The following is a 23,934-nucleotide window of genomic DNA, read 5'->3' as shown; positions in this document are numbered from 1 at the left end:
TTTTTTAAAAACTAACAAAAAACCTCTTTCTGCTAAGCAGAAAGAGGTTTTTTGTTTTTGTGTAAGGTTGCTTATTATCTGTAATACAGGTTTCTTCCGCCAACTGTCAGAAATGCCTGATGCAGATTTCTGCGGATATCTCTGCGGTCCCAGATGTCCTGAATATGACCGCGTGAAAGGGCGTTGTAAGCGGAATGGTAGTCAGGCGGAATGTCGAGTCCGGTAGTTTCTTTGATAACTCCGGGGCCGGCGAACCCGAGACGTGATGACCGGACAGCATACTGGTAAGGAGAACAGCCAAGGAAACTTGCTACAGGTCCGGCGTAGGAGTTTGTATCGTATAAAACGATGTAGAGTCCGCCTGATTCAATGTAGCGGCGTACAGCAAGCGTACAGCGCGGCATTTGGATCAGCCCGTTTGTTCCTTCCTGAATTCTGATTCCGGCAGTTCCGTGAACATATGCCAGAAACGGATATCTCTTTTTGCCGGCAAGCTCGAGCGCGCGAATAAACTTTTCACCTTCAGCAGCTCCCACTGATCCGCCTCTGAAAGGGGCGACAAGTGTAGCACACGTGACTTTGGTGTGTTTAATATGGCCTTCAAAAGTTATGCAACCGCTTTGTAGACCGGTTTTTTCCTTCGCTGCGTCCAATCTTTCCTGATAATTAGGAAAGTTTGTAGGGTTGGCTGCGCAAATTGATTTATTAAATTCGCGCACCGTTCCCCAGTCAAATACATTGGCAAGATACCAACGGTATTCCATGGGGAAGTGATGACCGCATGTAGGACATACGCCGCCGAATTCGTCAAACAGATCACGAGACCATATTTCGAGACAGCCGTTCTTTTCAGCGTTAGGGCAGGTTATTTCTCTGTCTTCTGAAGCTCTGGGGCTGACGAAATGTCTGTAATCAGCTGGTGGAATATCGTCATCTTTCTGTGCGGAAAGTTTAGTCAAAGCAAATTCTACTTCGGAATTCTGCTTGGTAGAAAATCCGGCTTTGCCTATAACGCGTTGTTTCAATTGGTCAATTTTATTAGTTATGACATGAAGTTCGTCTTTAGTTTCTTCAACAAATCTTTGGAGTTTAGATTGGTATTTTTTTATTAAATCATAGCGGATAGTAGAATAAGCCGCAGCCATAGCATCCACTTTCGCAGAATTAATTTTTTCTACCAGAGTTCTCTTATCTTCGTAGGCATCTTGAGCCATACGACGGTATTTTTTATATCTCTTCCAGAGTAAGCGTTCTTTTTCATTGGAATTGATAGACCAGCGTACAAATACAGACTCATCAGTCAGTTCTTTTTTATTACGACTTTTGATGGCTGCGCCACGAAACGGACTAAGGCCTTTCACGCTCAAAACAACTTCATCAGTTGCTCTGATAACTTCAGCTCTTACTATTTTATAAAAGTCAAAATGCTCAGGGCGTGAACCTAATGGAGGCTCATGAATAATGCTGTCGATATAACCGAATCTGAGATTGTCGTTAGCAGTAATGCACTGATGCTTAGCACATGAGTTGATCAGTTCAGCCGGAGCGCGCTGTCCGCCGCGAAGTCTTCCTTCGATTGCAGCAGCACCTTCGGGGGATATGACTGAATAGTAACCGTGTGAAAGCATGAGGCGTTTATCCGCCATAGCAATGGCTTCCGCTCCGCCTGATCCGCCTTCTGAAATAACGGAGATTACAGGAACTTCAAGTCCGCACATTTCGTAAATGTTTTCGGCGATCTGCTGGGCTGCTCCCGGATAGTCTTCAATCGGATAGGAACCCGGGGTGAATACATAGGTATGGATTGGGATATTTTCGCGTGCTGCAACTTTCATATAGCGCAGAGCATTGGCATTTCCCCAAGGTTTGATACAGCCGCCATTACGGAATTCCTGCCCGTGACCTTTTTCCTGTCCTACGACCATAACAGGCTGGTTATGCACTTTTTTGCCTATTCTTCTGGAGAGATAGGCGCGCGCAATTACCATACCCGGATCGATGCTCATGTCATCCTTGCCGCCGACAACAGTGTAGTTGTCATAAACATTTTCAAGAATGTCTTTGAGACAGATTCTTTCAGAATGACGAACGATGCGGACCTTGTCCATGGGTGTCAGGGTATTATCAATATCCTTTTCCAAAACAGCGAGGCTTTCACCTACAGTGTTAAGTTTATCCCACAGTTCTGCCTGAGTAAGATTGATATTCCGGTCTAGGAAGGTGTCAAGTTTCTGGGCAAAGGCTGTAAGGCGTCGGTCCTCGGTATCACCGAGAATGTCGCGCGCATACTGAACCCGCTTGAGTAATCCATCCAGTTTTTTTTCTATATCCATAATGTATAATTAAAATTCCAGTAGATTGTTTGTTTTTTTAGCCAGAAACTTCAGGTTGGACTTAAGTGAAATGTTTTTTCTGTCCTTTCCTTCAAGTACGAATTCATTCAGGAATTCGTGACCGCGTTTTTGGGCTTCTTCCAGATCTTTTCCCCAAATAATGGCCAGAGCCAAGTTCGGGTCGAATTCAGTCGGGATCTGATAGGGTAGTTTTTTAGGGATATGAGTATGGACTTTAAGCCACGGATGTTCTTTCCAGTGGAGTTCTTCAATTTCTCCAGCCCATGGTGCAAACTTGTTGTCAGTATCTTCCGCGATAATTCTATACTCGATTCCGACACCGTTAAGTTTTATGTCATCCTGCGTGTAGCCGATTTCTTCACCGAGTGAGAGCCTGATCTGTTCTTTGATCAGGTTTACATCCGAGTTGCCTTTAATGCTTGAGATCTGAGCTGAAACACCGTTTTCAACCTGAATACGTGTGTTTACTTCCATGAGGAAAGGAGCCCCTTTCGGAGTTACAATCCATTCCCATGTTCCGACGCTGTCGTAGTTGATTTCATTCGCCATACTCAGTGAATGTGCAACAATATCATCAAGAACCTTTTGAGCGTCAAATGAATAAGTCATGCCTTCAGGGAAGAAACCCGGAGCGACTTCAATTCTTTTCTGTCTTCCCGGGCTCTGAACGGAACAGTTTCTGGTGCCGAAGTGAACATGCTTTTTGCCGGATTTTTCAGAAACTATCTGCACTTCAAGGTGATTGAAGTTGAATATGCGCTGTTCAATAAGAACGCCTTCATCATTAAAGGTACGCAGGGAGTAGTTTCTGATTTGACGGTAAACTTGGCGGAATTCTTCGATGCTGTATACTTCGTCGATTCCCATTCCGCCGCCGCCTGCGGATGCTTTAACAAGAACTACAGGGCTTTTAACACCTTGTTTTTCTTGAAACTCAAACAGATTAGAAGCAATTTCTTCAGCTTCAAGTTCATCATAAATAGCACGGTCAGATCCTGGGATTGTCGGCACTTCAAGTTTTCTGGCTAAGCGTTTGGTGTTAATTTTATCACCAAGATCGCGAATAACTTTCCATGAAGGACCAACGAAAATCATCGGACGGTCTCTTTCTGTTACTCTGCGGGCAAAACGGTAATTTTCAGAGAAAAAACCGTAACCGGGATGAACCGCTGTACAAAGTGTTTCATCAGCAACGGAAAAAATATCACCGGCATCGTTATAGGATCTGATTTTGTAAATTGATTCTTCGCCGCCGAGTTCTCTTGCAAGGGTGACGTGTCCTGAATCTTTATCCTCAGCCGTGTATACGCTAACAAAATCGATATTGAGATCTTTACATGCCTGCATAATACGCACGGCAATCTCACCTCGGTTAGCAATAAGTATTTTGTGTTTTTGAGATTTCAAAACGACTCTCCTGAGTCTTGCGAGTTAGTTCGATATATTACGGTGAATAAATTGGTTATTTAAAAATACGCAATCTTTTTAAGCCAAATGAAAAACCTGTCAAGTTAAATGAAATTAACGTTTATGAAGGTATATTTTAATTCAGGTTGAGGTTTGCAACTATAACAAGAATTAAGGCTTGTTAACATATGTGTAGTGTAAAAAAGTTGTAAATTTAAATGATTATCTGTTTTTTGAACAGTTCCTATCTACGTAAAGATCACCATACTAATTTAGTATAGGTTGATCTGATAAAACAAAGACTGCCTGTCGTCAAATTGCCAAAAAGGTCTTGCAATGGTTGATTTGCCATTAAGGCTCTGATTAATTTATATTTATACGCTAAATTAAGCTGGATTGATTTTTTAGCAAAAAAAAACCCGCACTTTTTAAGAATGCGGGATTTTTTTGCTTGTTGTAAAAATATTACATAATATTTAGCATGTTTAGCAGACTTGGTTCATCTTTCGTCGCATTTTTAGAACTTTCTCTGGCCTTAATAGTGTCTTCCATTATTTGAGAAATCGAAACGACTTCGTGCCCCTCAGGAAGTTTAAGTTCTGAGACAAATTCTTCAGTTTCGTTTAGTTTTTGCGGGTCGAATTTTTCCTGATACACAGACATTCTTGTATAAATAGTAATCTGTTCAAGAGCTTTTTCTGGTTGTCCGAGTTCTTTATAAGCACGGGCCAGTTTTCTGTGCGCCAGTCTTTGCTGCCCTTTATCAATATTAAATTCGAATCCTTTAAGAATGATATCAACGGCTTCTTGCGGTTTGCCCTCGCGCAGGTAGCAGTCGCCAAGCATTATGTAACTTGGGCCGTATTGCGGGTTGGCATCAATGGCCTTCTTAAAATATGTCGCCGCAGCTTCATCACAGTTAAGCATGAAAGCCACAGTTCCAGTCTGATGAAGGCCCGCAGCCTCCTCTTTTGTTCCGCATCCGGTAAGCAGGAGTGCTAGAACCAGAGCTGTTCCCATAAGTTTGACTGTTTTCAGTAGTCGCTCTGACGAATTATTCATCATAATATATGGTTGTTCCTCTTGTACGAAAAATGGGTTTAGTTGTTTTTCGTTTCTTGTTTGTTAATGCCCTAATCTTTTGGAATGAGCAAGTTTTAGCATATGGCAGGAACATAATAATGACTGAACACCATTTTTACTTTGGTTACATATAGCAGAAATCCGGATGGAATATATTATTTTATTTCAGGTAGTTCAGCCCAACATGTGGTATAATTTTTAGATTTAAAATTTCTATTCATTTGCCAGGGTTTGTTTGTTCCTTCCGAAGCATAACTTAAAATTCCTTTACCGAATCTGCTGTTTGCAGCATCAAGTGTTTTCATCAGATTATCTTTTTTTTCGCTTTGCGACTCATGAGTAAGTTCCAGAAGATTTGCCTGTCTGTTATATTTGTTGACAATTCCCAGCAGAATTACCCCGGTTTTTTTAAATTTGTATCCTGACTTGTAAATTGACCGGAGGCAGGTGAGAGCCACTGAAATAAGTTCCGGCGTGTAGTCCGTTGCTACTTGCAGTGTTATTTTCGCGCTATTTGAGTATTGTGGCAGAGAGTTGTGTGGATTGGTCTCAATATAGACCATTACTCCTTTGGCAAGTGATTGCTGTCTTCGCAGTTTTTCAGCCGCTCTGGTCATATAGGATGCCACTGATTCTTCAAGTTCAGACAGATTGGAGACTGGTTTGCCAAAGGATCTGGAGGTAACAATTGTTTTTTTAGCTGACTGGTATTTATCCAAGGGGAGGCAGATTACTCCACGTAATTCCATTGCTGTCTGCAGCCCTGTGACCGTTAAATTTTTTCTGATCCATAAGTCCGGAAGTTCTTTGAAAAGATGCGCGGTGGTAATGTTGCGATCGGTTAATTTCTTACTGTTTTTTCTACCGATTCCCCAAATATCATTTATCGGAATTTGTTGGAGAAATTTATCATTTTTATGCGTGTCGCAAAGTTCGAAAACACCGTTCGTCCACTTTTCTTTTTTAGCGAATCTATTAGCCGCCTTGGCAAGAGTTTTTGTTATCCCGAATCCTACAGATACGGGAATTCCTGTCCATTTAAGAACCTTGCGGCGTATTTTTTGTCCTATTTCCTCTAGATTATTAAAATCAGCGTCAGGGAATTCTAAAAAAGATTCATCTATTGAATATACTTCCATCGCTGGAGTGAAGGTTGCGAGCGTATCAACAACCCGTTTTGAAAGGTCGCCGTATAGTTCATAATTTGAGGAAAAGACATGCACGCCATTTTTTTCAAAAAAAGACTTATATTTGAATGCTGGGGCGCACATGGGGACCCCTATGTCTTTTGCTTCCTGCGAACGGGAGATAACGCAACCGTCATTGTTAGATAAAACTACAGCCGGAGCATTTCGCACGGATGGCGCAAAAAGACGTTCACAGGAAACATAGAAATTATTGCAGTCAACCAGAGCTAAAATTTTCATGATTAAGCTTTGTGAATTATATAGGTCACAACTCCCCATATTTCGAAAGAGGTTTCTTCGGTTACTTCCAGAGCCGGGTATTCTTCATTCTCCGGCATAAGGAACAGCTTTGCCCCGGTCTGTTTCAATCTTTTTACTGTTAACTCGCCGTTATAGACTGCAATTACTATGGAATTGTTAATTGCATCCAACGCTCTATCTACAATTAATATATCGCCTGATCCGATATTCGCATCCCGCATAGAATCGCCATATGCACGGACGAAAAAAGTTGCCGCAGGGTGGTTGATAAGGTGTTCATTTAAATCCATCTTTTTGTCGATATAATCGTCGGCAGGTGAAGGAAAACCCGCGGCTACTTCCGATAGGAAAAAGGGTAGAGCTGTCTTCGTATTTAGTTCCGGTGAAAAAAAATCAGTATTTTTTATATAGCTCATATGGAGTTAATATTCTCATAATTGGTTGCTGTGTTTGAAAGCTGTCTATTTATTATTAACAAAAATACCGCCTTGTCAATCTTAGATAAACACAAAGGACAAAAAAAGAGCCGTCATTTATGACGGCTCTTTATGAAATTAATTCAGCTGTGGTTATTTATTCATGAATTTTGCTACCAGTTCTCCGAGAACGGCATCAGACTGTTCATGAGGAACCTGACATGTCCCGACTTGTTTGTGGCCGCCGCCGCCGTACTGTAAAAGGGTGCTGCCTACATCTACTTTACAGGTGCGTTTAATAATACTGTGCCCGACAGAGAAAACTGTGTTCTGTTTCTGTTTACCCCACATAATTTGAATGCTCACGTCGCATTGCGGGAACATTGAGTAGACAGTAAACCTGTTTCCGGGGAAAATTTCTTCCTGCTCACGAAGGTCCAGAACCAAAACATTTGCAAACATTTCAGAATGTTTTACAAGCATATCGCGGAATTGCTGATCTCTTTCAAGGTAAAGATCAATCCGTTCTTTAACATCAGGCAGTTCAAGTATTTCGGTAATTTCAAGAGAGCGGCAGTATTCGATTAGTTTTTCCATAAGTTGATAGTTACTCATATGGAAGTGTCTGTAACGGCCCAGTCCGGTTCTAGGATCCATAATGAAACCCATCAGAATCCAGCCGGTTGGATTCTCGATTTCTTCAGCTGTCAGGTCTCCGCTGTCAACCTTATCTACGTAATGCAGCATTTCATCAAACTTATCGCCGAATTTTTCGTTTCCCCCGAAGTATTCCCAGATGACTCGTGCGGCACTTTTGGCTTTTCTGGACATTCCCTGATAATCCAGATCCATTCCAAGTCGTTCATCTTCACTGGAGTGGTGGTCAAACCAATATCCACAACCTTTAATATACGGAACGTTTGCAACTATATCGTTTGGATCTCCCGGGTATTTACCATCCTGAACATCTTTAGGATGGACAAACATCCAGTTATCCATAATTCCGATATCAGTCAGAAGGACTGCGCAAGCTAAACCGTCAAAGTCTGATCGTGTCAAAAGCCGCATGCACCTCTCCCTGTAAGTTAAGAATATAATAAATTCAAACTAGAGATTCAAGTTACATAGAATACTTCTGTCAGCCTAAAATAAATAATATTTAATTACAATCTGATTTTTAAGAGAATGATGTCTACTTAATTATCATTACCGGGCAGCTCGCGCTGTTCAGAACTTTATGAGTGACGCTTCCAACCAACAAGCCTTCAAGGTCTGATTTTCCTTTTGAACCCATTATAATCAAGTCGCATTTTTCTGTATCTGCGACCGTTACGATTGATTTAGTAGTTTCTCCGCCAATGATTTTATCTTGAAGGGGCAAATTTGAAGCTTCAGGTTTTTTCAGGTATTTCTGGAGGATGGCGTATGATTTGCGGGTTGCGTCATCTATAGCTTTTTGAAAATTAGGTTCGCCGAGTCCGGATGGTATCGGGGCATGGCAATGTAAAAGGATAACTTTTGCTCCGCACATTTCAGCCAGATAAAATCCATATTTTACAGCGTTGTCAGAATGTCTTGAGCCGTCAACAGGGATTAGTATTTTTGAAAAGATCACGTTCACTCTCCTCCTGAAATTTTGCTTAGAATACTTGAACCTCGAGTGAGGCGCAACCAGCAAAAATGTTAATCTCCACTTTATGATTAAAGTCTGGAGTTGTGTTGAAGTGATTTATACGCCTAAACTGAATGACTGTTCAATAGATTTTTGAGGTAAAAAAAGATTATTTATGATCAAAAAGAGTCTTTTAAGTTGCAAATAAATCGATAAATTTTTGTTATTAATTCTTTTAAATCATATAGTTGAGTAAAAATATATTTTTATGGAATAAATTTTTACTTTTTGTTGACAAAAATAAAAACTGAACGTAGATATTGTCTCAGTTGATGTCGCTCAATATTGATCTGAGCGGATTTTGCAGAGTTATATGTCGTCTTTTGTAGCTGTATAATTCCTTCAATGCGGACTGTAGGGGTCTTAAGTTGGAGTGTGAATGGCGGCTGCAAACAAAGTAGAAATTTCCTACCGCATTTAATTTTGTAAAATAGCTTGGATGCAATCTCAAAATATGACCGCATCATATTTTAAGATCGTCAGACATTGATTAGATCATTTCGAATTACTGTTCCGTTGCAATTATATTATTGTTAGCAGCAGTTTTTATTGATCGGTTAGTACACCCCACCTTCTGTTTTCTATTCCTTAAAGCAGTAGCCCCTCCCCACAGAGGGGCTTTTGTTTTTGTTATATTGTAATATTGACGTTTTATGGGTTTTGCGTAAAATTATTACGATTGTATATTTTTAAAGTTAAGAGAAGAGATACTCGATGACAAAAAAAGAAATAGTTTTAAAATCTGCTAAAGAAGTCTTCGGTGAACTGGGATACTCTGGTACAACTTTTAAGAAAATTGCAGATCGTGCCGGTGTTGCTGTCGGATTACTTTCTCATCATTACGGAAATAAAGAAAAACTTTTCAGGGAAGCTGGATTTGATGTAACAGAAAGGCTTAGCATTGCCTTGCGTGACGAAGTTTTGCAGGCTGAAAACGGATGTGATGCTGTTTACAGATTTGCAAGACGTTATCTGGAATTTTCAATTGATAAAGATGAAGATTTTTTAATGCTTATCCGTTGCTCGCCGTTTAGTGACCTTAAAACCGGAGCAGACCGGGATGCTATGGTCCATAAATTTGCCCAGATTCCTGTTTTGCTTGATAACTGTGTAGCTCGCGGTGTTCAGGACGGTTCTCTTCCAAATGTTTCGGTCGCGGAGACTTCTTCAGTTATTTTGTGCAATCTTGTCGGTGCGGTCAGAACTAAGCTTTTAACTCCATACAGCCCACCTAATTTATATGAAGCGGCCCTTACTTTTTTGATGCGCAGCTTAAAAAATGCTTAGTTGTAATGATTTTTAAATAAAACATTTTTAGTGCTTGTCTGCACTTTTTTATAAGGTCCTAATTGACCTTTTTTTTTGTGATCTGGACATCATGTTTAAAAATGGTCTACTATATAACATCCATCTCAGGTCAGCTTCAAAAGTCTGGTCCTGTTGTAAAAATCTAGTTTCAGAGTTGAGCAGGAGGGTGTTATGCGAGTTGTTATAACCGGTGGAACTGGGTTTATAGGTAGAAAACTAAGTAGGGCTCTGGTCGCGAAAGGGTATCAAGTTATAGCTTTAACACGTTCAACACGTGTTTCAGATATTGACGGTGTAAGAAATGTTGTTTGGGATGGTGAGTCTTCATCCGGCTGGGAGGAGTTTATTGAGGGATCTGCGGCAATTGTAAATCTTGCCGGGGAAAATATAGCTTCAGGACGTTGGAGTGAAGCTAAGAAAAATAGAATTCTACACAGCAGGCTGGCAGCCGGACATGCTGTAACTGAGGGTGTTGCAAAGGCAAAAGTCCGCCCGAAGGTTGTTGTACAAGCTTCCGCAATAGGTTTTTACGGACCTAAAGGGGCTGAGCCTGTTACCGAGGATTCTCCGGCTGGAGATTCGTTTTTAGCGGAAGTTTCTAAAAAGTGGGAAGCTTCAACTGCCGGAGTAGAATCTTATGGCATTAGAAGGGTGATTATCCGGACAAGTATGGTTTTAGGCTGCGGCGGAGCTCTCCGTAAAATGCTCGGCCCGTTTAAATTGGGACTGGGCAGCTATCTTGGCCATGGTCATCAAGGTGTTTCATGGATTCATATTGATGATGAAGTGCGGGCAATTATCTACCTGATTGAAAATAAAACCTGTCGCGGTGTTTATAATCTTTCTTCTACGCATCCTGTAACTTCAAATAAATTTACTGAAACGCTTGGACAGGTTGCAGGTAAACGAGTTTTTTTGAGGGTTCCTTCTTTTGTTTTGAAGCTCATACTTGGACAGATGGCAGACGAGGTGTTGTTAACCGGTCAGTTTGTGTTGCCTGAAAGGTTGATTACAGCGGGATTTAATTTTGAGCATTTGGATATTAAGGAAGCGTTAACTCACTTTGTTGATTAAATAGATCAAAATTTATTGTTAATTGATATTTATGTGATAATTTTGCTTTAGTGTTTCAATTGTAACTTAATTGAAACCAATGTTTTACGGATAAGGTGTAGCTGATCATTAAAAAAATGGAGGCTACATTCATGATTAAAAAATTTATTGCCGCTGGAACCTTGCTGGCACTCAGTGCCGGATTTGCATTTGCTGCTGATTTTCAAATTGATCAATATGAAATTGAAACTCCTCTCAAGTATAATGTCCCGTATAGCGGACAATACGCTGATCGTTTTCCCGAAGGTTTTCCTATCGGCATAGGGTCAGGCATGACTTATGTCGGACTGGCTAAAGACGGAACCAGAATTTTTTATGCCATCGGTGACCGCGGACCTAACGCAGACAGTCCTTATGTTTTAGTTGATGGAAAGAAAGTCCCTTCAAAAGTTTTTCCCGCCCCTGATTATACACCTTCATATGGCGCAATTGGCCTCAAAGACGGAAAAGTTACTCTTTTAAGCCGTATTGAGATTAAAGATACAACTGGTCATAAAATCTCCGGTCGTCCGCTCCCTCCGAATTCCGTAGGGTCCACAGGTGAGATCCCTCTGTCTGATTCATATAAAGTGCTCAGTTTTGATAAAGAAGGACTGGATACAGAAGGAATCGCCATTGATAAGAAAGATGGCAATTTATGGATTTGTGATGAATACGGACCGTTTATCGCCAAAATGGATGTTAATACCGGGCGTATAATCAAGAAATATTCTCCCGGTGCGGGACTGCCTGCCATTATCGCTAAACGTCAGCCGAATAGAGGAATGGAAGGAATAGCCGTTACTCCGTCTAACAAAGTCATCGGAGCCGTGCAGTCTATATGTGATGTAGACGGAAAAGTTTCCGCCAGTAAAGCTCCTTTCACCCGTTTGGTATGGCTTGATCCGGATACAGGCGAAACAAAGATGTTTGCGTACCCTGTTGACGTTGATGCTTATAAAAAATGTCAGGATGTTAAGATCGGTGATCTTCAGGCGGTAAGTGATACACAGTTTCTTATTACCGAGCAGGGTTCAGGTAAAGACGGTCTGCGCAATATTATTTATTTAGTTGATATCAAAGATGCAACGGATCTTACCGATAAGAAAACAGCGAAAGGCGAAGAACTGGAAATGGTTTCCGGTGCTGATGAGCTTAAATCTCTCGGTATAAAAATGGCCGGTAAAAAGAAAATTATAAGTCTTCGTGATTACGGCTGGAAACCTAGTAAAGCCGAAGGTCTGGCACTTCTCCCTGATATGAAAACCATTGCGGTCTGTTCTGATAATGATTTCGGGTTCGGTTCTGTTACCATAAACCCTGCAAAGAATAAGGACGGAAAACCTGTTAAAAAAGTAACCAAATACGTTCTTGATGATGGAAAGATGACTTATGACGGTTCTGCTGTTGATACTTCATTTGAGCTGAAAGCAACTGGTGAAAAAGCCGGTTTCTGGATGATCACGCTTCCAAAGAAAGTTACAAATTACTAATTGCTCAATTTATGAAATAAAGAAGGCCGCCCAATTCTGAGCGGCCTTCGTTTATAAAAATATAAATAATGATTTGAAAGTTAAAAAGTTATCCTATCCATTTAGACTTAGCTTTTTTCTTTTTATTACCGGAGCTGGATTTTCTTTTTGTTTTTTCAGAAATATTTTCTTTGTTCTGCTGTGTTTCACTTAACAGTTTAAGGTAGTTGCTAAGCCTTCTGATATCAATTCTGCCTTCGCTAAGAGCCATTTGAACTGCGCATCCAGGTTCAGTGGTATGGCTGCAATTAGCAAATTTACATTCATCAGCCAGCTCAGTGATTTCTGAAAAGGCATTGTACAGCCCGTTTTCGCAGTCGTGAAGTTGTAATTCTCTTATTCCCGGAACATCAATCAAAAGAGCTCCGGAAGGCATAACGTGAAGAGAGCGGGTTGTTGTAGTGTGGCGGCCTTTTTCGTCAGCTAAACGTATTGAGCCGGTTTTATCTTTTTCTGTTCCGTTAATAGTATTCAGTAAGGTGGTTTTTCCTACTCCGGATGAACCTAAAAGAACCAGCGATTCTCCTTTGCTGAACCATTTTTTTAAACAGCTTACACTTTCATTGTCTTTGGCGTTAACAACCATAATCGGCATGGTTTCATGCAGTTGTCTGGCTTTAGCTTTAAATTCTTCAATGTCATCAGCTAAGTCTGCTTTGGTCAGCACCATTACAAATTCAACTCCGGCATCAAGGGCAAGGCATACATACCGTTCAAGCCTATTAAGATTAAATTCTGTATTGCAGGATGAGACAATCAGCAAAGTGTCAATGTTTGCCGCAATCGGTTGGAGTTTAACTTCCTGTCCGGGGCTCATTCTTTGCAAAAGGCTGGTACGTGTCAGCAAACGAACCGGAACAAAGGATTCTGCATCAAGCAAAAGCCAGTCTCCGACAGTCGGTTGTTCGTTTAAGCTGCCGACACCGGTTTCTGCAATTTGCAGGAGATGTTCATTTTTCCCAGTTGAAACAACGAGGTGGCCTTTGTGAGTTTTTATAACTCTGGCAGGTAGGGATGTTGCCTTGTCAGCGGCAGAGAATTGGTCACGGAAAGAGTCTTTCCAGCCAAGGTCAGCTAAAGAATATTCATTTTGATTCAAAGAAACCTCTTACAAAAAAATTGGGATGCTGAATTTGTTTTCAACTTGAAAACTTACGTAACAAATAAATAACAAGCAAGAACCATTTTTAATAGGTCATTTGAGTTTTGATTCTTGACGTGTATTGGTTAAACAATTAGTTGTTTAGCTAAATATGCAAATGGAGCTTAAATGTGGATATATTAATTGATTTATTTAAGGCACTTTCTGATCGGAATAGGTTGCGGGTTGTTGCTGCGCTAATGGCTTATAAAGAATTGTGCGCTTGTCAGTTAACCGAGCTGTTACAAATTTCAGGTGCTACAGTCTCTCGTCATATGGGAATTCTAATTTCTTCAGGACTTGTTAGCAGTAGAAAAGATGGTCGGTGGGTAATTTATAATCTGAATGTCGAAGAACCTTCATTTGGTCCGATTATGAACTATATTAAAAATAAAGTTTCAACTGACTCGTATATATTGAGTGACATAGAGATTCTTGAAAAAATAACGGCAATCGAATGTGAAGAACTTTGCCGCAAGCAGCGTGGTGAAGAATGTTGTCCGAAATAAGGAGATTTTCATAGATGGATAATAAAATGAATGTTCTTTTTTTATGCACGGGAAATTCATGCAGAAGTCAGATGGCTGAAGGGTGGGCGCACCATCTTAAAAGTGACCTGATTAATGCTTACTCCGCCGGCATTGAAATACATGGTCTGAATCCTAATGCTGTTAAGGTTATGGCTGAATCCGGAGTAGATATTTCTGGACATAAATCTAAGCATATTAATGAATTTGAGGGGGTAGCGTTAGATGTTGTAGTAACAGTCTGCGGTCATGCCAATGAAACATGTCCGTATTTTCCCGGTAACTGCAAAGTGACTCATGTAGGTTTTGATGATCCTCCTAAAATGGCTAAAGAACTGGCGGAAAAAGGAGCTTCCGAAGAGGAACAGCTTGATTGTTATAGAAGAGTGCGTGACGAGATTAAAGCCTATATTGAATTACTTCCTGAGAGTTTGAAGTAACAATTATTGTTGATCCTCAGCTAACTGCAAACTTATGAGGTTTTTTAGAAATGATAAATAAAACTGGCCCCGTAAATGATAGGAAAATGACCAGTATCTTTGAGCGTTACCTAACTGTTTGGGTTGGATTATGTATTATCGGAGGTATCTTACTCGGCAAAGTTGCACCTGGATTAGCTAAAAATCTTGATGGCATGTCCCTTTATGTAAACGGAGCTCCGGTCGTTTCTATTCCAATTGCGATTTGCCTTTTTTTTATGATGTATCCAATCATGGTAAAAATTGATTTTGCCAGTGTTATCAAAGCTGGGAAAAGTGGTAAGCCTGTATTTCTAACTTTGTTTATTAACTGGTGTGTCAAACCTTTTACAATGTATGCCATTGCAATCTTTTTTCTTGGATATTGTTTTAAAAGTTTCATCGGTGTAGATGCCGTCGATTTAGTTAAAATGCCGTTTGGTCTTGATTTGGCAGTCGGTTCATTGCATGGAGCCGGAACTGTTGTTTTGCAGGATGGAATCAAGATGTTACAAATTCCGCTTTGGCGCAGTTACTTTGCAGGATGTATCCTCCTTGGAATAGCTCCATGTACTGCAATGGTGCTGGTGTGGGGATATCTCGCACAAGGTAACGACGGTCTAACCTTAGTAATGGTTGCCATAAATTCACTAGCAATGCTAATTCTTTATGGTGTTCTTGGTGGGTTTTTGCTGGGAGTAGGACAACTTCCTGTCCCGTGGCAGGCTCTTCTTTTATCTGTCGCAATTTATGTTGCTTTACCATTGTTTGCTGGATATTTTTCACGTAAGTGGATTATTAAATCGAAAGGCGAAACTTGGTTTAAAGAGAAGTTTCTGCACGTGTTAACACCAATAACAATCAGCGCCTTGCTTTTGACTTTGGTTTTGTTGTTCAGTTTTAAAGGAGAAGTAATTCTGGCTAATCCTTTAACTATTGTCTGGATTTCAATACCGCTGTTCTTGCAGACTATTTTAATCTTTGCAGTGGGATATATTGCTGCTAAGTTTATGAATTTAAATTACGAAGACGCCGCTCCTGCAGCCATGATAGGAGCCTCGAATCATTTTGAAGTTGCAATTGCCACAGCTGTAATGATTTTCGGTCTTTCCTCCGGTGCAGCTCTTGCTACTGTTGTTGGGGTCTTAATTGAGGTGCCTGTGATGTTGATGCTTGTTGGATTTTGTAAGAGGACTCGTGGATGGTTTACACATACGAAATAAACTTTTGCTAACCAATTTATCTATTTGCTTAAATTAAGTTTGACCTAGTTTATTTTACATATATTATGCTGACAACTCAGGTGTGGATAAATATGATTAAATTATATTTATCCAGCTATTACACAGTTAAAGCTGTCAGGATGCACAAAATAATTAAGCTCACAGTCTTACTTAATAATATAATAAGGATTAGATAATGGAATCTTTAAAAGAATTGTATCGCATTGGAGTCGGGCCGTCTTCCAGTCACACCATGGGGCCGCGTATGGCTGCTGAATGTTTTCTGGAAAAGCATCCTGATGCTCCTTTTTTCCGTGTAACTCTTTTTGAGAGCCTTGCGGCCACAGGAAAAGGGCATCTGACCGACTGGGCTGTGCTTTGCGTGCTTGGTAATGATAAGACTGAAATTGTTTGGAAAGCTGAAGAAAAGATGGTTGAACATCCTAACGGCATGCTCTTTGAATCATTAAACGAAAATAAGGAAGTTGTTGATTCATGGAAAGTGTACAGCGTCGGAGGCGGTGCCATTCGTGAAGAAGGTAAATGCCACTCAAATATTAACTCTGTTTACCCTTTGCAACATATCGCTTCAATCATGGATCATTGCGCAGATAAAGGGATTAACTATTGGGAATATGTTGAGCAATGTGAAGGTCCTGAAATCTGGGATTTTTTGCGTGAAGTGTGGGCGGTAATGGAAAAAGCTCTTGAACGCGGTCTGGATGCTGAGGGCGTTCTTCCCGGTTCCATCGGACTAAGGAGACAGGCAAAATCATATTTGCGCCGTACAAAGCTTGCCAGTCCTGAGATGCAGTTTACCGGACTTACGACAGCCTACGCCCTTGCTGTGTCTGAAGAAAATGCAGCCGGCGGCGTTATAGTTACTGCTCCTACTTGCGGTTCTTGCGGGATTATTCCTGCGACTCTTAAATATTTGAAAGATCTTTATTCATTAAAAGAAAATGATATTATTCGAGCTTTGGCTACTGCCGGACTATTCGGAAATGTAATTAAAAAGAATGCTTCAATATCCGGAGCAGAAGTCGGATGTCAGGGAGAAGTGGGGTCAGCCTGCGCTATGGCTTGCGCCGCGGCAACTCAGTTAATGGGCGGAACTCTCCGTCAGATTGAGTATTCTGCTGAAATGGGGCTTGAACATCATTTGGGTCTTACATGCGATCCTGTTGACGGCTTGGTGCAGATTCCTTGTATCGAACGTAATGCCTGCGCTGCAACCCGTGCGCTTGCGCGTGCTCAAATGTCAATCCTGTCTGACGGTTCACATAGAATTTCTTTTGATGAGGTTGTAACGGTAATGAAAGAAACAGGGCACGATTTACCGAGTCTTTATCGCGAAACATCAAATGGCGGGCTTGCAAAAGCATATACAGCTCGTTGTAAATGTTAAAATAGAATGCGCTTTTACCTTAAAGTTACACTTATTTATTTCTTTTGCTATTTTTACATACGGCTATGGATATGCCGTATGTTAAGCGAGAGACCTAAGACTAAGCGTGGTATTCTCCTAGCATCAGATCTTATGACTGTGGTGCTGCCGTTAACTATTTTTTTCAGTTCAGATATTCCGTATTCGCTTAAGATCCTTTTACAAGGAGCCGGATATACCTGGGCTACAATTATAGTTTGTCTGGTCCCGCTTGGGCTATGCGCAGAGCCTATCCGGTTCGGCATGAAGCTTATGGTTCCGGATTTAGCGGTTCCCAAAGTCAAAATATTTGCATGTCTTTGCCTTGTGTCTGCTTTGATGGTTATCGGTGGGTATATTAATGCTACTTCCCCGGTAGTACGTGAACTCAGCTTTGATTTAAGAACCGGAAACAGTACCGGAGTTGAATACGACATCGCCGCAGTGACTGATCTTCATGCCGGAAAACTTATGAGCCGTGAGAGGGTCGGAAACATTGTAACATCAATAAATCAAATGACACCTGACATTATTCTTCTGGTTGGGGACGTTCTTGATGATTATGATGTTAAACAGAGCGGAGCGGTTGAAGAACTTAAGAGGCTGAAAGCTCCTCTTGGCAAATATGCTGTTTTAGGAAATCACGAATATTATTTAGGCGGTAAATGGTCCGAAGATTTTCTCGAAAAGCAGGGGCTTTCCGTTTTGGTGGATGAAACTGTGATTGTCGATGGTAAATTTCTTCTTGTAGGGCGTAATGATTTTTCAGCCGTACAGCACGGAGGAACTAGAGAGCCGCTTGCACGGTTAATTCCTGCAGATAACAAGTTGCCTGTGATTGTACTTGACCATAAGCCTGCTGAACTTGAAGAGGCTGAGCGCGCCGGAGTTGCATTGCAAATCTCGGGGCATACTCACAACGGTCAGATCTTTCCGGTTAATTTCATAATTGATGATCTTTATGAAAAGGGTTGGGGCATACTGAAAAAGAGTAAAACTTGGTATTACGTCAGTTGCGGTGTAGGATTTTGGGGACCGCCTATTCGTACTAACAGTCGTCCTGAAATTTTGCTTATTCATATTAAGGTTTAGAAATATTTTGAAAACAAATCTAGATAGTTGAACCTGTGTAAAAAAGGCGCGAATTTATTATTTGCGCCTTTTTTATTAAGGCAACGTAGATGCATAAAAGTGGCGGTTTGCAAGATTTTATCGATTACTTTAGTTGAATAAATCTAGCTTGATTTGCACGAAGGTCATGTTATACTGCAAGATATTTTCATAATCTGGAGTTGAAATGCAAATAAAAGTAGATCCGGCAGTGTTGGCTGAATTATACAAAGAGGTTGCAGAACTGAGAAAGGCTGAGCATGAACTCCGAACAAACGGGCGTCGTTTACGTGTTATTTTTGAACGTTCTCCACTAGGTCTGATTCTCTTCAATTCAGATGGAATTATTGTTGATTGCAATGAACAGTTTGTCCGCATCATGGGGTCTACCAGAGAAAAACTTTTGGGATTTAATATCGCACAGGATAGTACAATTGAAATAGGAGCAGCTTTAGCTAAAGCCCTGTCCGGAGAGCCTTCATATTTCGAAAACTATTACACATCGGTGACCGGCGGCAGAAAAGGGTATTTGCGCGTAGCGTTTAACCCTGTAACGCCTGAAAAAACTCCTTCGGAAGTTATCGCAACTATAGAAGATTTTTCAGAACGCAAGAAGATTGAAGAGTCATTTATACAAAGCGAATTCAGGCTTAATACAATTCTCGACTCTATTCAGGCCGGAGTGATGCTTATTGACCCGCAAAGTCGTATTATAATTGATTCTAATGCAGAAGCTTGCAGGCTCATCGGGCTTGAGAAAGAACAGATAATGGGTCGTGTCTGTCATGATTTTATATGTGCTGCTGAAAGAGGAAAGTGTCCGGTACTTGATCTTGGACAGGCTGTAGATAAGTCTGAACGGGTTCTTCTGACATCCAAAGGTACAAAATTGACAGTCTTAAAAACTGTAAACATCATTTTAATCAACGGTAAAGAACAGTTACTTGAATGTTTTGTAGATATAAGTCAGCGAAAACAGGCAGAAGAACAGTTGCTTCGTGCCAAAGAAGATATAGAGCAATATGCTCAAAATTTAGAAGTAATTAATAAAAAACTTACTGAAACAACTGCTTCGCGTGATGAGCTAGAACAAGAGGTTGCTGAACGCAAACTTGCTGAAAGTCGGCTTAGGGAAAGCAGGCAACTTTATCAGGAGTTGGTTGAAAATGCCGCCAGTATTATCTTACGTATGGATATAAATGGTCGTATAACTTTTTTTAATGAGTTTGCAGAAAAAATATTCGGTTATCTACGTAATGATATTTTAGGGAAAAACATTATTGGAACCATTGTTCCTGAAGTGGAGAGCTCGGGGCGTGATTTGCGAAAAATGGCTCAGGATATATTTCATAATCCGGAAAAGTTTATAAACAACGAAAATGAAAATATGCTTAGAGACGGTAGCCGTATTTGGGTGAGCTGGTCCAATAAAGCATTATATAGTTCAGATAATAAGTTGTTAGAAATATTATGTATTGGTTCTGATATTACTGAACAGAAGAAAGCTGTAAAAGCTTTAAAGCTGGCTAAATGTCAGGCCGAGGCCGCAAGTAAAGCTAAATCTGAATTCTTAGCCAATATGAGTCATGAAATACGCACTCCGATGAATTCTATTCTCGGAGTGGCGGATTTGCTTTTAGAGACTAAGCTGGACGAAGAGCAAAAACGGTACATAAATCTTTTTGAATCCGCGGGAAAAAGTCTGCTGGCGCTGATTAATGAGATACTTGATTTTGCAAAAGTTGAAACAGGGCGAATTGAGCTGGAGTCAGTCTGTTTTGATTTAGGTCTTTCTATAAAGGACATAGACTCAATCATGCGTGTTGTTGCCAAAAGTAAAGGACTTGAATTCTCCTGTACACTGGATGCAGATCATCCAATCTTGGTACTTGGTGATCAAATCCGTTTGAAGCAGATTCTCCTTAATATAATTGGAAATGCAGTAAAATTTACCGAGAAGGGGGCTGTCTCTATTACTGTTTCTTCTGTTCCGGCGAGGCAGAACACCAGACTATTTACTTTTAGTATTATTGATACAGGAATAGGTATACCACCGGAAAAAATGCACACTATTTTTGAGAGTTTTGCGCAGGCGGATTCCTCCACCACACGTAGATATGGCGGAACCGGACTGGGGCTTACCATTGCAAAACGACTTGCCGGGTTGATGGATGGGGAAATTTTAGTTGAGTCAAAAGTCGGCGCAGGAACAATCTTTAAACTTGTTGTCCCGTTCAATATTTGCAATGAAGTTAATAAGGACAATTCTTATAACGGAGAAGAGGCGATACCTGTTGATTCTGGGTCAAAGAAAAAAAGAATCCTTATTGTGGAAGATTCCGAAAGTAACAGAATGCTCCTTGATCTTTACCTTGAGCCGTCCGGCCATGAGGTTGTTCTGGTTGAAAATGGACTCCAAGGCTTAACTGCCTTTAAAAATGATAATTTTGATTTAGTTTTTATGGATATTCAGATGCCGGTAATGGATGGAATTGCCGCAACAAAAGCTATTCGCGAATACGAAAAAGAAAATTCACTCGCTACAACGCCGATTGTGGCTTTGACAGCTAATGCCTTTGAGGAAGATAGAGAACATTGTTTCAATGCCGGATGTACCGGATTTCTTGCAAAGCCCATCAAAAAAAAGAAACTTCTATCAGTAATTGACAGTTATTAAAGTGTGCTGATTATCACATCTTGTTGTAAAAAGGAGAAAACCGCCTTAAAGCTAAGCGGTAATTCTCATTCAGATGTCGAAAACCGTAGAATTTAATTAGAACTAATCGCTAGATGACGTATCAAGTGTTGTTGTCAGCTGAGTTGAGAGGTTAGAATATTTTTGCAACAGTGCATCAAGTTTAGCGTATTTCGTTGTTAAGTAGCTGTCTAATGAGTCAAGTCTTGCTGCTTCATCGTAAATTTCATTTTCTAATTTTGTACAAGAATCCTCATAACTGCTGATTAAAAGCGGGACTGACCCTGTTGAAACATCTGTAATTTTAGAACAATAGTCGGCAATTTCTCCGATTTTACCTTGTTTTACTAGAACTGTTGCGGAGTAAATTCCGTCAGTAGTTTCCGTTCCTTTCAGATATAAACCGTTCGCATCACTGTTACGCTGGGCGAGCATTGTATTTCCGTCCAATTTCATAGCGACACCGTTAATTGTAGCTGAAGTTATTTGTCCTCCGGAGACCTCATACTCAACATCATATTCACCTGCAGAAGTTAATCCTGAAATACTGGACAGTATGCTGATTGAGGAGCTGTCCGAGGTAGATTCCCCTGAAGCCGCAAAAAGACGGGCAACGCTTTCAGGAGATTTGCTGAGAGCTTCTTCAAGTTCATCATAATCAAGTACAAGCTGGCCGAAGGAGGATGATCCTTCTGTCGAGTCGGTAGATATCCCGATCATCGAGAGAGATGAATATAAATCGCCGGTTTCAGTGCCACTGTCATAACGTGTAAAGCCTTCTCCTAATGAAGAAAGAATAGATTTAAATCGATTGTATATTAAATCTAATGATCCTCCCTTGAGTGTAAAAGTGTCACTGTCTTCATCATCGTCACTTGTATCAAGTCGCCCTGTCACACTTTGCAAATCATAGATAATCTGGTTCACTTCGGAAACGAATGAAGCAACTTTTTCAACCATACTGTCGGTGTCATAGCTAATAGCTATTTCAACTCCATCTGAATCGGTTGTTGAACTTAAAGTTAAAGTCACATTATCAATCAGATCATCAACTGTATTAGATGAACGTTCAAGCCATGAATCTGTTTCAGAGGGATAACCGTCAATTTTCAACTTTGCATTTTGTGCCGTTTGAGTATTTGTAAAATCTGAAGCTGATATAGAATCAAGAGCGCTGAGATCTGTTAATCCTAAAACATTATCGCTGCCGGTATCATTTCCTGTAAGACTGAGATGATAATTGCTGCCGTCATAAATTAATGACGCTTCAATTTTATCTGTAAATTCGCTGCTGTTGTTAATAAGATCTACAAATTCTTCAGCAGTTGTTCCTGATGGGATATTCAGCGTAATATCTTCGCCTGCATAGGATAGCGTTATAGATGAATCCGCACTGCAAATTTCTGTGTCTTTAGATGCGATGTCATAATCTTCCGCGACCCACCTATCAGTTTTGGCCAGTTGCCCCACAACAAGATTATGCGAGCATGGCTTGGCTCCATCTTCAGCGACAGCACTGACTTCGTCTCCTGAAATGTTACCCGTATATGAATAAAACTCCGAAACTTCATCCATTTTCTGCAAAGTTCCTGACAAAGTGACTAATTCTTCATCTAAGGTAGTTAAAACATCAACTGCATTTTTAGAGTATGTGAGACTTTCTTCATACTCTTGTTTTTTGTAGCTCTCAGCTGTAATAGTTGCTTCTCTAATTTCATCAAAATCAGTTCCGTTGCCTAGCCCTGAAAAGTTTGTAGATCCTGAAGTTGATACTGATGAATATGATAATACATTTGATGATAGTGATGATATAGACATTTTAGTCTCCTATAGATAATCCATAATACTCGTATTCATGATACTTGCGGCAGATTTAAGGACAGCTTGGTAAACATAGTTGGCTTGAGTCAGTTCAATTGATAGCTGAGCAGCGTTAATATCTTCTTCTGAACTTATCGCTGTAGCAATTCTATTTCTGGAAAGGGTAATGCTGCTCATTACAAAAGATGTTTTTTCTTCACTCGAACCTATTTCAGCAGAAACTGTTGTCAGTGCTTCGTTGCCGGCACGAAGTTTTTCTAAACAATTCGCAACACCGGATTCGTCTCCGATTTCCATGTATGCAATTGCATCACTTATAGTTTCAAATAAATTTGGATCATCATAAGGATCATCAGTTTGAGAATTTAATCCTCCGAAAGCTTTATGTCCGACAGTATTGGCATTAACTTCAGTTTTTTCAGAAATTGCAACAGATGTAGCTTTCTCAGAGCCGTTATATGATAATGCACTGCGGACTATAAATTGACTTCCTTCATCTTCATCTGCCGCAGTAACAGCAACTCCCGAATTCATTTCAACAGATATTGTTCCAAGGTTTAAAGTTGTTTCAGGTGGAACTGCCGTTGCATCAAGAGTCCCTGTATCCCATGATTCTCCTCCATCAGTTGAGAAACGGTAATCAATTGAATCTACTCCGATGGTTCCGTCAGTGGTGAATTCAACGAGAGTTGTTTTATCAAATTCTCCTGTAATTTCTGCAATATCGCTTCTTGCCGGTGAATCACCCAGTAAAGTAACATCGGTAGTATATTCATATGGTGAGGTGTCCGTTGCTTCTCCTGAAAAAAGGTAATCGTTGCCGGATTTAGAATTTGCAATACTTACTAATGAATCCAGATATCCGCGCATTTGTTCAGCCATCATCTGATTCTGCTCTAGATCGTAAGTTCCCGTTGAAGCCTGCTCAGCCTGTTCAAGTATAGAAGTCATGATTTCACTGGCCTGAGATAATAAATCGTCGGCTGAACCGAGGAGTCCTTTTACAACCGTTGCGTTTTCAACCTGTGTGGCAAGAGTTTGATCATATGTGCGTAATTCCATCACATTGCCCATTCCGGCAGCATCATCTGATGGAGCATTAATTCTTTTTTGAGAACTGTTTTGTGAGTTTAATTCATCCAATCTTACAAGTGATGAATTAACATTAGTTAAACTCTGAGCATAAATTTGTGTAGTGCTGATTCTCATAACTGCTCCTGA

At 40.5% G+C, this 23,934-nt stretch carries 19 protein-coding genes; 9 read left to right on the top strand and 10 right to left on the bottom strand.

The features are described from left to right. Nucleotides 1-74: 74 nt before the first annotated feature. From B9N78_RS03990 to B9N78_RS03960, 7 genes are all read right to left on the bottom strand, one after another. Nucleotides 75-2,333: a carboxyl transferase domain-containing protein gene (locus B9N78_RS03990; RefSeq protein WP_085098640.1), complete on the bottom strand. Its 2,259-nt coding sequence runs from the start codon at nt 2,331-2,333 to the stop codon at nt 75-77. 9 nt (nt 2,334-2,342) lie between these two features. Continuing rightward, entirely contained in the window at nt 2,343-3,761 is a 1,419-nt protein-coding gene (locus B9N78_RS03985; protein ID WP_085098637.1) for a biotin carboxylase N-terminal domain-containing protein, read from the bottom strand. Between the two features lie 465 nt (nt 3,762-4,226). Beyond that, nucleotides 4,227-4,826 carry a tetratricopeptide repeat protein gene (locus B9N78_RS03980; protein WP_085098634.1) on the bottom strand — a complete coding sequence of 200 codons (600 nt, stop codon included), beginning with the start codon at nt 4,824-4,826 and terminating at the stop codon, nt 4,227-4,229. 173 nt (nt 4,827-4,999) lie between these two features. Then, entirely contained in the window at nt 5,000-6,271 is a 1,272-nt protein-coding gene (locus tag B9N78_RS03975; RefSeq protein WP_212637008.1) for a Y-family DNA polymerase, read from the bottom strand. Between the two features lie 2 nt (nt 6,272-6,273). After that, the gene (locus B9N78_RS03970) at nt 6,274-6,708 is read right to left on the bottom strand and encodes a LexA family protein (protein ID WP_085098628.1); all 435 of its coding nucleotides are present in this window, start codon (nt 6,706-6,708) and stop codon (nt 6,274-6,276) included. Between the two features lie 153 nt (nt 6,709-6,861). Next, the gene (locus B9N78_RS03965) at nt 6,862-7,776 is read right to left on the bottom strand and encodes a DHH family phosphoesterase (protein ID WP_085098625.1); all 915 of its coding nucleotides are present in this window, start codon (nt 7,774-7,776) and stop codon (nt 6,862-6,864) included. Between the two features lie 124 nt (nt 7,777-7,900). After that, on the bottom strand, nt 7,901-8,323 hold the full coding sequence (locus tag B9N78_RS03960; RefSeq protein ID WP_085098621.1) for a universal stress protein: 423 nt from the start codon (nt 8,321-8,323) through the stop codon (nt 7,901-7,903). Between the two features lie 771 nt (nt 8,324-9,094). Between B9N78_RS03960 and B9N78_RS03955 the strand changes: the two genes are divergently transcribed. The 3 genes from B9N78_RS03955 (at nt 9,095) to B9N78_RS03945 (ending at nt 12,273) form a co-directional block, all read left to right on the top strand. Then, a complete protein-coding gene (locus B9N78_RS03955; protein ID WP_085098618.1) occupies nt 9,095-9,667 on the top strand; it encodes a TetR/AcrR family transcriptional regulator in 573 nt (190 codons plus the stop codon). 192 nt (nt 9,668-9,859) lie between these two features. Beyond that, the gene (locus B9N78_RS03950; RefSeq protein WP_085098615.1) at nt 9,860-10,762 is read left to right on the top strand and encodes a TIGR01777 family oxidoreductase; all 903 of its coding nucleotides are present in this window, start codon (nt 9,860-9,862) and stop codon (nt 10,760-10,762) included. A 131-nt stretch (nt 10,763-10,893) separates the two neighbouring features. Beyond that, nucleotides 10,894-12,273, top strand: coding sequence for an esterase-like activity of phytase family protein (locus tag B9N78_RS03945; RefSeq protein ID WP_085098612.1), 1,380 nt, complete (start codon nt 10,894-10,896; stop codon nt 12,271-12,273). 88 nt (nt 12,274-12,361) lie between these two features. Here the strand turns inward: B9N78_RS03945 and rsgA are convergent, their stop codons facing one another. Next, nucleotides 12,362-13,411: a ribosome small subunit-dependent GTPase A gene (gene rsgA, locus B9N78_RS03940; RefSeq protein WP_085098609.1), complete on the bottom strand. Its 1,050-nt coding sequence runs from the start codon at nt 13,409-13,411 to the stop codon at nt 12,362-12,364. A gap of 173 nt (nt 13,412-13,584) precedes the next feature. Here rsgA and B9N78_RS03935 point away from each other — a divergent pair, with 173 nt between their 5' ends. From B9N78_RS03935 to B9N78_RS03910, 6 genes are all read left to right on the top strand, one after another. Further along, nucleotides 13,585-13,962 carry an ArsR/SmtB family transcription factor gene (locus tag B9N78_RS03935; RefSeq protein ID WP_085098606.1) on the top strand — a complete coding sequence of 126 codons (378 nt, stop codon included), beginning with the start codon at nt 13,585-13,587 and terminating at the stop codon, nt 13,960-13,962. Between the two features lie 14 nt (nt 13,963-13,976). Next, nucleotides 13,977-14,420, top strand: coding sequence for an arsenate reductase ArsC (locus tag B9N78_RS03930; protein WP_085098603.1), 444 nt, complete (start codon nt 13,977-13,979; stop codon nt 14,418-14,420). A gap of 50 nt (nt 14,421-14,470) precedes the next feature. Continuing rightward, nucleotides 14,471-15,661 (top strand): ACR3 family arsenite efflux transporter, encoded by a 1,191-nt coding sequence (arsB, locus tag B9N78_RS03925; RefSeq protein ID WP_085098600.1) that lies wholly within the window; start codon nt 14,471-14,473, stop codon nt 15,659-15,661. A 196-nt stretch (nt 15,662-15,857) separates the two neighbouring features. Beyond that, nucleotides 15,858-17,069, top strand: a complete 1,212-nt coding sequence (locus B9N78_RS03920; protein ID WP_085098598.1) for an L-serine ammonia-lyase — start codon at nt 15,858-15,860, stop codon at nt 17,067-17,069. Between the two features lie 78 nt (nt 17,070-17,147). Further along, nucleotides 17,148-18,179: a metallophosphoesterase gene (locus B9N78_RS03915; protein ID WP_245805453.1), complete on the top strand. Its 1,032-nt coding sequence runs from the start codon at nt 17,148-17,150 to the stop codon at nt 18,177-18,179. A 205-nt stretch (nt 18,180-18,384) separates the two neighbouring features. Beyond that, nucleotides 18,385-20,874 (top strand): PAS domain-containing hybrid sensor histidine kinase/response regulator, encoded by a 2,490-nt coding sequence (locus B9N78_RS03910; RefSeq protein ID WP_085098592.1) that lies wholly within the window; start codon nt 18,385-18,387, stop codon nt 20,872-20,874. Nucleotides 20,875-20,976: 102 nt separating this feature from the next. Here B9N78_RS03910 and fliD read toward each other — a convergent pair whose 3' ends face one another. Together fliD and flgL are read right to left on the bottom strand one after the other, a co-directional pair. After that, on the bottom strand, nt 20,977-22,710 hold the full coding sequence (gene fliD / locus B9N78_RS03905; RefSeq protein WP_085098589.1) for a flagellar filament capping protein FliD: 1,734 nt from the start codon (nt 22,708-22,710) through the stop codon (nt 20,977-20,979). 9 nt (nt 22,711-22,719) lie between these two features. Then, on the bottom strand, nt 22,720-23,922 hold the full coding sequence (gene flgL / locus B9N78_RS03900) for a flagellar hook-associated protein FlgL (RefSeq protein WP_085098586.1): 1,203 nt from the start codon (nt 23,920-23,922) through the stop codon (nt 22,720-22,722). Nucleotides 23,923-23,934: the final 12 nt, after the last annotated feature.

This window comes from Desulfovibrio gilichinskyi (assembly GCF_900177375.1).
Taxonomy (GTDB): Bacteria; Desulfobacterota; Desulfovibrionia; order Desulfovibrionales; family Desulfovibrionaceae; genus Maridesulfovibrio; species Maridesulfovibrio gilichinskyi.
The sequence above is the reverse complement of the archived record's forward strand: the minus strand, read 5'-3'. Positions and strand labels throughout refer to the sequence as shown.

Coding starts and splice junctions, on each gene's coding strand:
- B9N78_RS03990 (WP_085098640.1), bottom strand. CDS start 2,333: ATGGATATAGAAAAAAAACTGGATGGATTACTCAAGCGGGTTCAGTAT.
- B9N78_RS03980 (WP_085098634.1), bottom strand. CDS start 4,826: ATGATGAATAATTCGTCAGAGCGACTACTGAAAACAGTCAAACTTATG.
- B9N78_RS03975 (WP_212637008.1), bottom strand. CDS start 6,271: ATGAAAATTTTAGCTCTGGTTGACTGCAATAATTTCTATGTTTCCTGT.
- B9N78_RS03970 (WP_085098628.1), bottom strand. CDS start 6,708: ATGAGCTATATAAAAAATACTGATTTTTTTTCACCGGAACTAAATACG.
- B9N78_RS03965 (WP_085098625.1), bottom strand. CDS start 7,776: ATGCGGCTTTTGACACGATCAGACTTTGACGGTTTAGCTTGCGCAGTC.
- B9N78_RS03955 (WP_085098618.1), top strand. CDS start 9,095: ATGACAAAAAAAGAAATAGTTTTAAAATCTGCTAAAGAAGTCTTCGGT.
- B9N78_RS03950 (WP_085098615.1), top strand. CDS start 9,860: ATGCGAGTTGTTATAACCGGTGGAACTGGGTTTATAGGTAGAAAACTA.
- B9N78_RS03945 (WP_085098612.1), top strand. CDS start 10,894: ATGATTAAAAAATTTATTGCCGCTGGAACCTTGCTGGCACTCAGTGCC.
- B9N78_RS03930 (WP_085098603.1), top strand. CDS start 13,977: ATGGATAATAAAATGAATGTTCTTTTTTTATGCACGGGAAATTCATGC.
- arsB (WP_085098600.1), top strand. CDS start 14,471: ATGATAAATAAAACTGGCCCCGTAAATGATAGGAAAATGACCAGTATC.
- B9N78_RS03920 (WP_085098598.1), top strand. CDS start 15,858: ATGGAATCTTTAAAAGAATTGTATCGCATTGGAGTCGGGCCGTCTTCC.
- B9N78_RS03915 (WP_245805453.1), top strand. CDS start 17,148: ATGTTAAGCGAGAGACCTAAGACTAAGCGTGGTATTCTCCTAGCATCA.
- B9N78_RS03910 (WP_085098592.1), top strand. CDS start 18,385: ATGCAAATAAAAGTAGATCCGGCAGTGTTGGCTGAATTATACAAAGAG.
- fliD (WP_085098589.1), bottom strand. CDS start 22,710: ATGTCTATATCATCACTATCATCAAATGTATTATCATATTCATCAGTA.
- flgL (WP_085098586.1), bottom strand. CDS start 23,922: ATGAGAATCAGCACTACACAAATTTATGCTCAGAGTTTAACTAATGTT.